We start from the raw sequence: 13,423 nt of genomic DNA, 5'->3' as shown, positions 1-13,423 counted from the left end.
TCGACCAGGTGGTCGCAGCGGGCGCGGATGCGGCGTCTGCGCGGCTGCTGGTCGAGCGGTTGGCCGGGCCTGACCTGTGCCGGCGTGGTGGTCGTGTCCTCGGACCGCGAGGTGGTCGACCAGGTGGTCGCAGCGGGCGCGCGGACGCGGTGTCCGCTCAGCTGCCGGTCGACTGGCTGACCTGGACCTGACCTGCGCGGATCCGTCGGCAGTGGTCGAGGCGCGGGGCGTTGTCGGTGGTCGTCGTTAACGTCGGGGGCGTTCGAGAGCGCAGGTACCGGCGAAGAGGGAGTTCCAGGTGCTGATCGACTGTGACCGCTGTGAGATGCGTGACATCGCGTGTGGCGACTGCGTCGTGACAACCCTGCTCGGTTCTGTGCCGGGTGCGGTCGACATCGACGACGGCGAGCGTGCGGCGCTCGGCGTGCTAGCGGAGTCCGGTCTGGTGCCGCCACTACGACTGACCGTCACCGACGTCGTCGACGACGAGCGTCGGCGCGCCATCGGGTGACCGGGCCTGGCGGACGGTCACGTCTGGTGCATACGGGGTGGCTGTTCGTGGCGTGCCGACCGTCAAGGATGAGGTCGGGCGGTACGGACCGAGCTACATACCGTGAGCTGCGACGACAGGCGACAGCTCACCAGGAAGGCGGCGGCGGGTCCTTTTGACTTCATCACGGAATGGTTACTAAGGTTCGGCTCGAGCAAGGTCGTACCCCTGCCGCCTGCCCCGGGCGGCGCGACTTGCTCCCGCCGAGTTCGTCGCCGTAGTCCCCACAGAGTCGGTGACGGAGCCGGGGAACCACCTTCCCTTGGGGTGAATGGTGCATGCGTGCACCTAGGGCGCTCATCTCCGCCCGAACCCGACAGCTGACCCGGCAGGCGGCCCGAGAGTGGATTGAGGAGTCGCCTGTGGCGACACGGCATAGACCCCCGCGGGTCTCCGCTGGCCACGACCACTGGTACTCATCGGCACGCATCGTTCGTGCCTTGGCGCATTTCGGCCCCCGTGCAAAAACCGTAGCCGTGCGTATGCTCGCGGCCTTCGCCTTGCTCGTGCCGCTCGTCGTGGTGGCTCCGCACACGGCCAGTGCGGAGCCCGACATGGACGAGGTCCAGAAGAAGGTCCGGTCCCTCGGCGTGAAGGTCGAGAAGGTCACCGAGGAGTTCACCGCGGCAAAGACGAAGCTCGCCAGCAGCAAGAAGCAGCTCAAGGCGCTCAACAAGCGCACCAAGAAGCAGGCGGACGCCGTGGAGCGGCTGCGCTCCGCCGTCTCCGGTCGCGCCGCGTCGACCTACATCGGCGGTGGCGGCACCGACGTCGCGCAGCTGCTGAGCTCGAAGTCCCCGCAGGAGCTGATCGACAAGGCGACGAGCCTGGACCAGATGTCCGGCCAGGACGAGAACCGCATCGACGCGTTCATGCGGGCACGCGAGCAGCTCGCGTCGCAGAAGAAGATCGCGGCGAAGGCGACCAAGAAGAGCCAGACCATCGCGCAGAAGCTGCGCGAGCAGAAGGAGACCATCGTCTCCGCGCTGGCCGAGCAGAAGCAGCTGCTCGACCGGCTGCAGGCGGCCCAGACCGACACCTCGCGGACCCGTTCGAATGTCGACCCGCCACCGGTCAGCGGGCGCGCCGGCGCGGTGCTGGATTACGCCTACGCCCAGGTCGGCAAGCCGTACAAGTGGGGCGGGGAAGGCCCTGACTCGTTCGACTGCTCCGGCCTGACCATGATGGCGTGGCGCCAGGGCGGCGCGTCGCTGCCGCACTCGTCGCAGCAGCAGCAACAGAGCGTCCCCGCGGTGTCGAGGTCCCAGATCCAGCCAGGCGACCTGCTCTTCTTCGGCAGCCCGGTGCACCACGTCGGCATCTACGCCGGCGGCGGGAAGATGGTCCACGCCTCGAACAGCGGCGAGCCGGTGAAGGTGTCGAGCATCAACACCAGCTACTACCAGAGCGAGTGGGCGGGCGCGGGCCGGCCGAGCTGATCCGCCGCAGCCGCTCGAACACTCTGCGGCAGCTATACGAATACGCAGAGCGACGATGTGACCGACCCCGGTCGACTCGATTACGGGTCCGACCGGGGTCGTTCCGTACTATCGGCGGGTGAGTCGGCACCACGGTCGTCCAGACCGGTTCCTCCGGAACGCGCGGAAGGGCCCCAGGAGGCCGTCGTCGGTAGCCCGTCCTGGGCGCGTGGCCGTCGCGTTGGCTGCCGCCGCGCTCGTCCTGCTCGGCGGGTGCGACGCTGGCGGGCGGTCACCGGACTCGACGAGCCGGTCGGCCACCCTCCCCAGCGCAAGCGGCACGCTCAGCGGCCGCTCGGTCTCCGAGCACGGCCCGGTGACCAGGCTGCGGGACCTGCTGACCAACCGCGCGGACGCGCTGCTCGACGGCGACCGGGCCGGGTTCCTGGCCGCGCTCGACGACTCGGCCACCGACCTGGTCGAGGACGAGGGCACCTTCTACGACAACCTGCGCGGCGCGGCGCCAGCCACCTGGGCCTACTCGGTCGACGGCAGGTCGGCACGCCGGGAGCCGAGCAAGGGCGGCGACCGCTGGGCGTACACCGTGTACATCTCGTACAGCCTGACCGGCTTCGCGACCGAGCGGGCGGTCAGCCGGCAACAGGTCGAGGTGGTGGAACGCACCGAGGGGTGGCGCATCACCTCGATCAGCGAAGGCGACGAGCACACCGAGCCGTGGGAGCTCGGCAAGACCACCTCGGTGCGCGGTGACCGGATCGTGGTGGTCGGGGTGGACACCCCGAAGGCGAAGCTGCGCCGCATCCACCGCAGGGCCGTCGACGCGGTGCCCCGCGTCGACGGCGTGTGGGACGGCAACTGGGCTCGGGGCGCGGTGGTCGTCGTGCCGCCTGACGTGTCCGGCGCAGCGCGGCTTGCGCAGACCGACAACATCGAGGCGCTCGCCGCGGTCGCTACAGGCGCGTCGATGATCGACGGGTCAGGCGACCTGCGGCGGTGGGACCGGGTCGTGGTCAACCCGAAGGCGTGGCAGCGGATGAACGACACCGGCCGCGACGTCGTGCTCGCCCACGAGCTCACCCACGTGGCGACCGGCTCGCTCGGCACCGTCCCGCTGTGGGTCTCCGAGGGGTTCGCGGACTACGTCGGCTGGAAGAACCAGGACGTCGCCATGTCCAGCATCGCGCCCGAGCTCGCCGCGGACGTCCGCCGGGGCGAGGCGCCGGGCAACCTGCCCACGGACGACGACTTCCGCGGCGGCGAGCCCGACCAGGCGTACGAGGAGGCGTGGTTCGCGGCGAAGTACGTCGTGTTCAGGTACGGCGAGGGCAAGCTGCTCGCGCTGTACCGCGCGATGGCCAGCCGCTCCGGCACCAGCGTGGCCGACCAGGACGCCGTACTGCGGTCCACGCTCGGCGTGTCCAGGTCGGAGTTCCGGCACGGCTGGCGCGCCTACGTAAAGTCGCGGCTCGGCTGAGCCGCACCGCAGTGCGCCCGCTCGTCGTCACCAACGACTTCCCGCCCCGGCCAGGCGGCATCCAGGTGTTCGTGCACGCGCTGACGGCCGGGTTGCCCGACCCGGTCGTGTACGCGCCCGCGTGGCGCGGTGCGGACGCGTTCGACCGTGCGCAGCCGTTCGAGGTCGTGCGCCACCCGACGTCTCTGCTGCTGCCGGTGCCGGCGGTGCGGCGGCGGGTCGTCGAGGTGGCGCAGGCGTACGGGTGCGACGCCGCGGTGTTCGGCGCGGCGGCACCGCTCGGCCTGCTCGCGCCGGCGCTGCGGGCAGCGGGGGTGTGCCGCGTCGTCGCGCTCACGCACGGACACGAGGCCGGGTGGGCGCGGCTGCCTGGCGCGCGTGCGACGTTGCGGCGCATCGGGGACCGGGTGGACGCGCTGACGTACGTCGGCGAGTACACCAGGCAGCGCATCGAGCCGGCGCTGTCCGACGCCGGCGCGGCGCGGTTGGTGCAGCTGCGCCCGGGCGTGGACCACCGGGTGTTCCGGCCGGGCGCCGGGGGCGTCGCGGTCAAGCAGCGGTACGGGCTGACGGGGCGGCCGGTGGTGGTGTGCGTGTCGCGGCTGGTGCCGCGCAAGGGCCAGGACGTCTTACTGCGGGCCTGGCCCGCGGTACGTCGGCAGGTGCCGGACGCCGTGCTGCTGCTCGTCGGCGGCGGGCCCGCCAGGCACCGGTTGCGGCGGCTGGCCGCGGCCACCGGGGTGGCGGACGCCGTCGTGTTCACCGGTTCGGTGCCGCGCGACGAGCTGCCGGCCTACTTCGACGCCGGGGACGTGTTCGCCATGCCGTGCCGCAGCCGGTTGGGCGGACTGGACGTCGAGGCGCTCGGCATGGTGTTCCTCGAGGCCGCCGCGTGTGGGCTCCCCGTAGTCGCCGGCGCCGCCGGCGGTGCGGTGGACGCCGTACGGGACGGCGACACCGGCTACCTGGTGGACGGCCGCCGGCCGGCAGCTGTGGCGGCTCGCCTGGTCCAGCTACTCACCGACCCGGCCGCAGCCGCGGCCATGGGAGAACGCGCCCGCCGCTGGGTGCTGCAGGAGTGGCAGTGGCCGCCCCAGGCGGCCAGGCTCCGCGAGCTGCTGGCGCCTGGCGGTCAGGTGTAGAGCTGCTCGACGTGGTCGGCGACCTTCTCCAGGACCACTCGGCGCTTCAGGCTCAGCTTCGCGGTGAGCTCGCCGCCGTCAACGGTCCAGTCGCCGGCGACGATGCGGAAACGCTTGATCGCCTCGGCGTGCGACACGAGGGTGTTGGCGTCGTCGACGGCGGCCTGTACGGCCCGCTGCACGTCCGGGTCGTCGGCTGCCTCGGCCTCGCTCAGCGGCTGCTTGCCCTGTGCCTTCACCCATTCAGGCAACGCCTCGGCGTCCAGCGTGACGAGCACCCCGATGTACGGCCGGTTGTCGCCGACGACCATGCACTGGCTGATCACCTGGTGCATGCGCAGCCGGTCCTCCAGCAGCGAAGGCGAGACGTTCTTGCCGCTGGCCGTGACGATGATCTCCTTCTTCCTGCCGGTGATCCGCAGGTACCCCTCGTCGTCCAGGCTGCCCAGGTCGCCGGTCTGGAACCAGCCGTCGACGAAGTCCGCCGCCGTGGCGTCCTCGTTGTTCCAGTAGCCGGTGAAGACCTGCGGGCCCTTGACCAGGATCTCGCCGTCGTCGGCTATCCGCACGCTGGTGCCGCCGATCGGCTTGCCGACGGTGCCGATCTTCACCGCGTCCGGGCCGTTGACGGAGATCACCGGGGACGTCTCGGTGAGCCCGTACCCTTCGAGCACGATCAGGCCGAGGCCGCGGAAGAAGTGGCCGAGCTCGGGCGCGAGCGGGCCGCCGCCTGAGACCGCGTAGCGCACCTGCCCGCCCATCACCGAGCGCAGCTTGCCGTACACCAGCCGGTCGAAGACCGCGTGCTGCAGCTTCAGGCCGAGGCCGGGACCGCCGGTGTCGAGCGACATCGAGTACGAGCGGGCGACGTCGGCCGCCTTGTCGAAGATCTTGCCCTTGCCGTCGAGCGTCGCCTTCGTGGACGCGCTGTTGAACACCTTCTCGAAGACCCGCGGTACGGCCAGGATGAACGTCGGCCGGTAGCTCGCCAGGTCGGGGAGGAGCGACCCCCGCATGTCCTCGCAGTGCCCGAACGTCACCGCACGCTCGATGCAGAACACCTCGATGATGCGGGCGAAGACGTGCGCCAGCGGGAGGAACAGCAACGTGCTGGCGTCCGGGCTGCTGATGACCGGCCGCAGTTCGGCGTCGGTGGCACTGCGTGCGTTGGACAGTAAGTTGCGATGCGTCAGCTGGCAGCCCTTCGGGCGGCCGGTGGTGCCGGACGTGTACACCAGCGTGGCCAGCGAGTCCGCGGTGCGGGAGTCGATCCGCCGGTCGATCTCGTCCTCGCCGACCTCCGCGCCGAGCGCCGTCACGGCGTCGACCGCGCCGTCCTCGAACGTCCAGACCTTGCTGACGTCAGGGACTTCGGCGCAGGCGCGTCGCATGGCCTCGGCCATGTCTGCGGTCTTGGCGAACGCCAGCTTCGCGCCGGAGTCGCTGAGTATCCAGGCGATCTGGCTCTGTGAGCTCGAGTCGTAGACGGGCACGGTGACCCCGCCCGCGGTGAAGATGGCGAAGTCGAGCAGCGTCCACTCGTAGCAGGTCGGTGCCATCAGAGCCACCCGGTCACCGGGCTCGATGCCGCTGGCCACCAGGCCCTTGGCCAGCGACCTGACCTGGGCGTTGAACTCCTTGCACGTGACCGGTTGCCAGTCGCCGTCGACCTTGCGGCGGAGCAGCACCTTGTTCGGGCGCTCCGCGGCGTGCCGGGGGAGAGTCCTGGCGAGGTTGTCGTCGGGGGCGACCTCGGTGGTGTTCGACACGGTGTATTCGCGCACTGGTGCTCCTACCTGCCTGTGCCGTCGCTGGCTTCCTACCCGGACAGTACCTCGTCACCGCCTGGGAGAGAACGCACCGTGACCACGTTGTGCCGGTATCCTCGACCGATGCCTCTGGTGGACCTGGTCGACGAGACGTTCGTCGTGGCACCGCCGCAGCGGCTGGCGGACGCCTTCGCCGACCCGCGCTCCTGGCGGCGCTGGTGGCCCTCGCTCGCGCTCGAGCTCGCCGAGGACCGGGGAGTGAAGGGTCTCAGATGGCGCGTCGTCGGCGGCAGCCCCGGGGCCGCGCACCCGTTGCGTGGCACCAGCGAGGTCTGGCTGGAAGCCAGCCGCGACGGCACGATCGTGCACTTCTACCTGCGCGCCGACCCGGTGGCCGAGTCGCCGGGATCGCCGGCACGCGTACGGCGGTTGGCCGACCAGCTGCGTCGCGAGCACGCGGTGGCCTTCAAGGCGCGGCTGAACGCGCTGAAGGACGAGCTGGAGGACGGCCGCGCGCCCGGCGAGCCCGGCCCGTCGCTCGTGCTCGCCGCGCCGGCACGACTGTCGCGAGCCGCCCGGCTGAGGTGAGGACCGGCGGACGGCCGGTTGGTAGTCTCCGTCGGCATGGCCGAGCAGACCCGTTCCCAGATCAGCATCGCCGCCACTCCTGCCGAGGTCATGGCGGTCATCGCCGACTTCGACCAGTACCCGGACTGGGCGAACGTCAAACGGACCGAGGTGCTCGCCACGGACGACTCCGGGCGCGCCAGCCGGGTGAAGTTCACCCTCGACGCCGGGGTCATCAAGGACACCTACGTGCTCGCCTACACCTGGGCCGACCGTGAGGTGTCCTGGAAGCTCGTCGAGCAGGGTTCGATGCTGAGTGCGATGGACGGCTCCTACACCCTGGCCGAGTCGGACGGCACGACCGTGGTGACGTACGAGCTCAGCGTGGACGTCAAGGTGCCGATGATCGGCATGCTGAAGCGGAAGGCCGAGAAGACCATCGTGGACACCGCGCTCAACGGGCTGCGGAAGCGGGTGACCGGCTGATCCGAGCCATCGCAGTTACCCGAGTTCCCTGGGAGGATGGGCACAGGTGGGGAAGAACAGGAGAACGGAGTAGGGCGATGGCAGAGGACAACGAGGACAGCAAGCCTCGCGAGGAGACCGACCCGGCCGATGTCGCCAACGACGACACCACCCCCCACGACGAGGCCACGTCCGAAGACGAGACGCCCGCGAGCAGCGAGAGCACGTTCGCGGACGCAGAGGTGAGCGACGAGACACCGGACGCGTCCGCGGCGGACGCCGAGCCCGAGGGGCCGATCCTGGAGGCGGTGCCCGACCCGGACGACGGTGCGGACGACGGTGCGGACGGCAGGCGCGGGCCGGCGGGTGCCGGCGACTGGTCGGAGTTGGAGGACCCGGCCAGGCAGCTGATCAGCTCGCTGGAGGGCTTCCTCGGCGGCGTGTTCAAGGACGCCTCGGAGGCCGTGGAGCGGTTGGCGGCGCGGACGAGCGGGCCAAGGCCGGTCGACGACCCGCCGGAGCCCGCCGAACCGGCCGACCGTAGGGCCGATCCGACGGCCTTCGTCGACACCGTCGAGGACTGGTTGGGTGACTTCTTCCGTGGCGGACCGGTGTCGAAGGCCGCCGCGGGCTTCGGCCGTGCGGCGGCGGGGTCGGCGTTCAAGTCGGCGACCAAGAACAACGGCGACGACGTCTGGGCGAGCGCGACGGCTGCGGAGACGCACGGCGACGCGTCCAGGGAGTGCAGGTACTGCCCGTACTGCCAGACGCTGGCTGCCGTTCGTAACACCAGGCCGGAGCTTTACGAGCAGATCGGCGACACGGCGAAGACGCTGGTCGACCTGGTGCGGCAGGCGGCGGAGCAGTCCAAGAGCCGTTGGCCGCGCCGCTGATGCGTGACACCGCGGACCGCAAGCGCCGGGGGGTCATGGCGAGCCGGTTGCTGACCATCGGCATCGACATCGGCGGCACGAAGGTCGCCGGCGGCGTCGTGGACGCCGATGGTCGCATCCTGGCCAGGCAACGCCGTGACACCCCGGGCAAGAACCCGCACGACACCGAGGACACCATCGCCGACGTCGTGACCGCGCTGTCCGCGGACCACGACGTCGCGGGGGTGGGCATCGGTGCGGCCGGGTTCGTCGACGCGAACCGTTCCGCGGTGCTGTTCGCCCCGCACCTCGCGTGGCGGCACGAGCCGCTGCGGGCGGGGGTCGAACGGCGGCTGAGCCTGCCGGTGGTCGTGGAGAACGACGCGAACGCGTCCGCGTGGGCGGAGTGGCGGTTCGGCGCCGCGGTCGGGGAGACGCACCTGCTGTGCGTCAACCTCGGCACGGGCATCGGCGGCGCGGTGATCACCAACGGCGTCGTACAGCGTGGCCGGTTCGGCATCGCCGGTGAGTTCGGCCACATGACCATGGTGCCCGGCGGGCACCGTTGCGAGTGCGGCAACCGCGGGTGCTGGGAGCAGTACGCCAGCGGCAACGCGCTGCTGCGGGAGGCCAGGGAGCTCGCGGCGGCCGGCTCGCCGGTGGCGCAGAGCCTGCTCGAGCGCGCCGAAGGCGACGTACGGGCGATCACAGGCCCGGTGGTGACCGAGGCGGCGAAGGACGGCGACCCGACCGCCGTCGAGCTGTTCGACGAGATCGGCCGGTGGCTCGGCTCGGGCCTGGCGAACCTCGCCGCCGCGTTCGACCCGAGCTGCTTCGTCATCGGCGGCGGCGTCTCCGAGGCCGGCGAGCTGCTGCTCGGCCCGGCCAGGGAGACGTTCCGCCGCTCGCTGACCGGCCGGGGCTTCCGCCCCGAGCCGCGCATCGTAGAGGCACAGCTCGGCAACGACGCCGGCCTGATCGGCGCCGCCGACCTGGCCAGGGAGTCGCGCAGCATCATCAGGCGCGCCCGCCGCCGGATGGCCAGCAAGCGCCTGGCCACGCGCCCGGCCCCGTCCGCGTAGGGCGGTCAGTCGGACTGCGAGAGCATCCAGATGTGGCCGTACGGGTCGGTGAAGCGGCCCATCCGGCCGTAGGGGTGGTCGCTGATGGGGAAGACGACGGTGGCCCCGGCTCGTTCCATCCGGGCGCCTAGGGCGTCCACGTCGGGCACCGTGAGGCGGAGGAGTACCGGTGTGCCGCCGAACGACGTGGGGCTGAGGTCCGTGGTCCCAGGGGTCTCGTCCTTCACCGTGAACGGTGCACCGGCTACCGTGAGGTCGGCGTTCACGATCAGGCCGTCGTCGTCGGTGTGCTTGCTGTGTACCTCCGCGCCGAGCGCGTCGGCGTAGAACGCGAGGGCCTTGGCGGCGTCGGAGACGATCAGTCGTGGTTGCAAGGTCGTTGTCATGTCCACCATGGTGCCGGCCGGCCGGCGTGGTGGATTGCAGAAAATTACCCGCGGGTCAGCTCTCGGCCGAGCACGACGTGGTTGCGCTCCCCGGGCGACCGTGCCCGGTACCTGCCGGGCGTGATGCCGGTGAGGTCGCGGAACTCGTGGATCAGGTGGGACTGGTCGGCGTAGCCTTGCCGTACGGCGAGCGCCGCCCAGTCGACGGGACGGTCGTGCGGTACGGCGCGCAGCACGCGCTGCAGCCTGCGGATCCTGGCGAACTGCTTCGGCCCCACCCCGACGTGCTCGTGGAAGGTGCGGATCAGCCGCTTCGGGGTGACCCCGAGCCGGTCGACGACCTCATGCACGGCCATGCCACGGTCGAGCGCCGCGCACGCGTACCCGACCGAAGGGTCCGGCTGCAACGGCCGCTGCGCGTGGGCGAGCAGGTGCGCGGCGAGCACCTCAAGCTTCGCCTCTGGGGTGGGCTGCGCGAGCAGCCGCTCCCTGAGCACGCCGCCGGCCCGTCCCCACACCTGCTGCAGCTCGACCAGCTCGTCGGTGGACTCGGCCGCGGGGAACGGAACGAACGGACGCCCGCCGCCGGGCCGGAACGCGACGAAGAGCGTCTGCCGCTGGTGGCCTGGGTCGACATCGACCGGCCCGGTCGCGGTGCCGACCAGGCCGGCCCCGCCGATCTGCCTGGGCCCGTCTGGTCGCCACGTGCCCATCACGTCGTCGGTCAGGTTGACCATCAGCTGCTGGCTGCCGGTCGGGAGCACCCGTTCCCTGGTGTGGCCGAAGGTGCCCTCGTAGTAGCCGATCGACGCGACGAACGGCCGCAGGGCCGGGTGTACGGGGATGGCTACGTGCGGCATCGGCGGTCAGCGTTCCACCAGCGTCAGCTCGAACGAGTAGCGCGAGGAGCGGTAGAGGTGTGTGCCGTACTCCACCGGCCTGCCTGTGGTGTCGTACGCCACCCGGCTCATGGTGAGCAGCGCGGCGCCGCGGCGCTCGTCCAGGTCACGGGCCTCGCCTGCGGTGGCGGTGCGGGCGCCGACGCGCTGCTTCGCCAGGTGCAGGTGGATGCCGTGGTCGCGGAACAGCTGGTAGAGCCCGGACTGCTGCAGGCTCGCCTCGGAGAGCTCGAGCAGGCCGACGGGGAGGAAGTTGGTCATCAGGGCCAGCGGCTCGCCGGCGGCGAACCGGATCCGCTGCACGTGGACCACCGGCGTGCCGACCGGCACCTCGAGCGCCGCGGCGACCTCCTCGTCGGCGTCCTGCTCACCGAGCGCACGCACGGTAGTGGTGGGTGCCGCCTCTGCGCCGGCCAGGTCGTCGTAGAGGCTGGTCAGCTCCAGCGGCCGGCGGACCTGGCTGTGCACCACCTGGGTGCCCACGCCGCGCTTGCGTACGATCAGACCCTGGTCGACGAGGTAGCCGATGGCCTGCCTGATCGTCGGGCGCGACAGGCCGAGCCGGCCGGCCAGCTCGATCTCGTTGTCCAGCCGGGTGCCCGGTTGGAGCATGCCCGACCGGATGGCGCGCTCGAACTGCTGCGCCACCTGATAGTAGAGCGGGACAGGGCTGGACCTGTCGACCGTGACGGTCAGCTCGCTCAACCGAACCTCCTGCCGATGGCCGTCCGGCAAGTCTACGCCAGAATCGGTTACGTCAGTATGTCTGGACAAAGTGTTGACACGGTGTTCGTCTGCCCGGAGGATGCGGTGGACGGACTTGTGCCGTGCGACCGCGAACCGACGGAGGATGGCGATGAAGCTGGGCCTGGCCGGGGCCGGACGGATCGGCTCGATGCACGCGGCGACCCTCGCCGCGCTGCCCGGCGTCGACGCGTTGGTGATCGCCGACGCCGACACAGCCCGTGCACAGCAGCTGGCCGACCGACTCGGCTCGACCGTGCACGCCACGCCGCGGGTCGACGACCTATTCGAGCGTGGCATGGACGGGCTCGTCGTCGCGGCGGCGACCGACGTCCACGCCGAGCTGGTGTTGCGCGCTGTGGACGCGCAGATTCCCGTCTTCTGTGAGAAACCGGTGGCGGTGGACGTCGCCGGCACCCGCGAGGTGGTGGACGTCGTCGAGCGTGCGGGCGCGCTCGTGCAGGTCGGGTTCCAGCGGCGGTTCGACCCCGGGCACGTGGCGGCGCGTGCGGCCGTACGTGCCGGCGATCTCGGGTTCGTACACACGATCCGGTCGACCACGCTCGACCCGGCGCCGCCGCAGCCGGAGTACGTCGCCGCGTCCGGCGGGCTGTTCCGCGACTGCGGCGTACACGACTTCGACGCGATCCGCTGGGTCACTGGCAGGGAGATCGTCGAGGTGTACGCAAGCGGCGCGAACCGCGGCGCCAGCTACTTCCGTGACTACGGCGACGTGGACACGGGTGCGGCGATGATCACCCTGGACGACGACACGATCGCGCTGTTCTCCGGCACCCGGTACAACGCGGCCGGCTACGACGTGCGGATGGAGCTGCTCGGGGAGCGGGGGAGCGTCGTGGTCGGCCTCGACGACACGGTGCCGCTGCGCTCGGCGGAGTCCGGTGTCGGATGGCCGGCGGGGCCGGCTTCCCCGCACTTCGCCGTCCGCTTCGAGCGCGCGTACCTGGCCGAGGTCACCGCGTTCACCGAGCTGTTGACCCGGGGCGTCGGCGACGGCGTGCCGGACGGGGTCTGCACACCGCGCGAGGCGCTCGAGGCGTTCTACGTGGCCGAGGCGTGCGAGTTGTCCAAGGCGGAGAGGCGTCCCGTGCAGGTGGCGGAGGTGCGGCGATGACGGCGGGTGCGCATCGGCTGGCCGCGGCGCCGATCTCCTGGGGAGTCTGCGAGGTGCCCGGCTGGGGACACCAGATGAGCCCCGGCCGCGTGTTGCGCGAGATGGCCGAGATGGACGTGGCCGCGACCGAGTTCGGGCCGCCGGGCTTCCTGCCCGAGCAGCCGGAGCTGCGCGCCGCGACGCTGCGCGGGCACGGCATCGGCGCCGTCGGCGGGTTCCTCGCCCTGGTGCTGCACGACGCGGACACCGACCCCATGCCCACCGTGGAAGCCGAGCTGACTGCATTCCAGGCCGCCGGCGCCGACACCGTGGTGCTCGCCGCGGCGACCGGCGCGGCCGGCTACGACGACACGGTGGCGTTGAGTGCACAGCAGTGGCGCACGCTCTTCGCGCGGGTGGACGAGATCGCCGCGCGCGCCGCCGACCGCGGGATCGCGGCGACATTGCACCCGCACCTCGGCACCGTGGTCGAGGGGCCGGCCGAGGTCGCCAGGGTGCTCGACTCGTCGGCGCTGCCGCTGTGCCTGGACACCGGTCACCTGTTCGCCGGCGGCGTCGACCCCGTCGAGCTGTGCCGCAGCGCACCCGAGCGCATCGGCCACCTGCACCTCAAGGACGTACGCAGCACCGTCGTCGACCGGCTGCGCGCCGGCGAGCTCGGCTACCAGGACGCCGTGCGCCAGGGCATCTACGCGCCGCTGGGGGACGGCGACGTGGACGTGGCGGCGATCGTCCGGCTGCTCGACTCGGTCGGGTACACGGGGTGGTACGTGCTCGAACAAGACTGCATACTCGACGCCGAGCCGGCGGCGGACGGTGGGCCGCGCGCCGACGTGGCGGCGAGCATGGCGTACCTGGCCGAGCTGTGGGCGGGGGCGGGAAGGTGACCGAGACACCCT

14 protein-coding genes are annotated in these 13,423 nt (G+C 71.5%); 10 read left to right on the top strand and 4 right to left on the bottom strand.

The features are described 5' to 3' along the window. The first annotated feature begins 298 nt into the window (after positions 1 to 298). From GEV07_23590 to GEV07_23575, 4 genes are all read left to right on the top strand, one after another. Complete coding sequence (locus tag GEV07_23590; protein ID MQA05573.1) at positions 299 to 511, top strand: hypothetical protein; 213 nt, start codon at positions 299 to 301, stop codon at positions 509 to 511. Between the two features lie 515 nt (positions 512 to 1,026). Continuing rightward, positions 1,027 to 1,989 carry a hypothetical protein gene (locus GEV07_23585; GenBank protein ID MQA05572.1) on the top strand — a complete coding sequence of 321 codons (963 nt, stop codon included), beginning with the start codon at positions 1,027 to 1,029 and terminating at the stop codon, positions 1,987 to 1,989. Positions 1,990 to 2,107: 118 nt separating this feature from the next. Continuing rightward, positions 2,108 to 3,463, top strand: coding sequence for a hypothetical protein (locus GEV07_23580; protein MQA05571.1), 1,356 nt, complete (start codon positions 2,108 to 2,110; stop codon positions 3,461 to 3,463). Beyond that, positions 3,460 to 4,605, top strand: a complete 1,146-nt coding sequence (locus GEV07_23575) for a glycosyltransferase (protein MQA05570.1) — start codon at positions 3,460 to 3,462, stop codon at positions 4,603 to 4,605. The genes GEV07_23580 and GEV07_23575 overlap by 4 nt, the downstream gene beginning before the upstream one ends. Here the strand turns inward: GEV07_23575 and GEV07_23570 are convergent. Beyond that, the gene (locus tag GEV07_23570; protein ID MQA05569.1) at positions 4,596 to 6,389 is read right to left on the bottom strand and encodes an AMP-binding protein; all 1,794 of its coding nucleotides are present in this window, start codon (positions 6,387 to 6,389) and stop codon (positions 4,596 to 4,598) included. The genes GEV07_23575 and GEV07_23570 overlap by 10 nt on opposite strands. 108 nt (positions 6,390 to 6,497) lie before the next feature. Here GEV07_23570 and GEV07_23565 point away from each other — a divergent pair, with 108 nt between their 5' ends. From GEV07_23565 to GEV07_23550, 4 genes are all read left to right on the top strand, one after another. Next, positions 6,498 to 6,962, top strand: coding sequence for a polyketide cyclase / dehydrase and lipid transport (locus GEV07_23565; protein ID MQA05568.1), 465 nt, complete (start codon positions 6,498 to 6,500; stop codon positions 6,960 to 6,962). Between the two features lie 36 nt (positions 6,963 to 6,998). Next, positions 6,999 to 7,427 (top strand): cyclase, encoded by a 429-nt coding sequence (locus GEV07_23560; protein MQA05567.1) that lies wholly within the window; start codon positions 6,999 to 7,001, stop codon positions 7,425 to 7,427. Positions 7,428 to 7,504: 77 nt separating this feature from the next. Next, positions 7,505 to 8,299 carry a hypothetical protein gene (locus GEV07_23555; GenBank protein ID MQA05566.1) on the top strand — a complete coding sequence of 265 codons (795 nt, stop codon included), beginning with the start codon at positions 7,505 to 7,507 and terminating at the stop codon, positions 8,297 to 8,299. Beyond that, positions 8,299 to 9,360 (top strand): ROK family glucokinase, encoded by a 1,062-nt coding sequence (locus GEV07_23550; GenBank protein ID MQA05565.1) that lies wholly within the window; start codon positions 8,299 to 8,301, stop codon positions 9,358 to 9,360. Before GEV07_23555 ends, GEV07_23550 begins: the two co-directional genes overlap by 1 nt. Positions 9,361 to 9,365: 5 nt before the next feature. On the opposite strand, the gene GEV07_23545 is transcribed toward GEV07_23550, so the two are convergent. From GEV07_23545 to GEV07_23535, 3 genes are read right to left on the bottom strand one after another with little or no spacing between them, the layout of a single operon-like run. Continuing rightward, positions 9,366 to 9,746 (bottom strand): VOC family protein, encoded by a 381-nt coding sequence (locus GEV07_23545; protein ID MQA05564.1) that lies wholly within the window; start codon positions 9,744 to 9,746, stop codon positions 9,366 to 9,368. Positions 9,747 to 9,790: 44 nt separating this feature from the next. Next, positions 9,791 to 10,606: a helix-turn-helix domain-containing protein gene (locus GEV07_23540; GenBank protein MQA05563.1), complete on the bottom strand. Its 816-nt coding sequence runs from the start codon at positions 10,604 to 10,606 to the stop codon at positions 9,791 to 9,793. Positions 10,607 to 10,612: 6 nt separating this feature from the next. After that, complete coding sequence (locus GEV07_23535; protein ID MQA05562.1) at positions 10,613 to 11,350, bottom strand: UTRA domain-containing protein; 738 nt, start codon at positions 11,348 to 11,350, stop codon at positions 10,613 to 10,615. Between the two features lie 151 nt (positions 11,351 to 11,501). On the opposite strand from GEV07_23535, the gene GEV07_23530 reads away from it, so the two are divergent. Beyond that, positions 11,502 to 12,524, top strand: a complete 1,023-nt coding sequence (locus tag GEV07_23530) for a dehydrogenase (protein MQA05561.1) — start codon at positions 11,502 to 11,504, stop codon at positions 12,522 to 12,524. After that, a complete protein-coding gene (locus GEV07_23525; GenBank protein ID MQA05560.1) occupies positions 12,521 to 13,411 on the top strand; it encodes a TIM barrel protein in 891 nt (296 codons plus the stop codon). Before GEV07_23530 ends, GEV07_23525 begins: the two co-directional genes overlap by 4 nt. Positions 13,412 to 13,423: the final 12 nt, after the last annotated feature.

The sequence above is a fragment of the Streptosporangiales bacterium genome, assembly GCA_009379825.1.
In the GTDB taxonomy this organism is placed as follows: domain Bacteria; phylum Actinomycetota; class Actinomycetes; order Streptosporangiales; family WHST01; genus WHST01.
The sequence above is the reverse complement of the archived record's forward strand: the minus strand, read 5'-3'. Positions and strand labels throughout refer to the sequence as shown.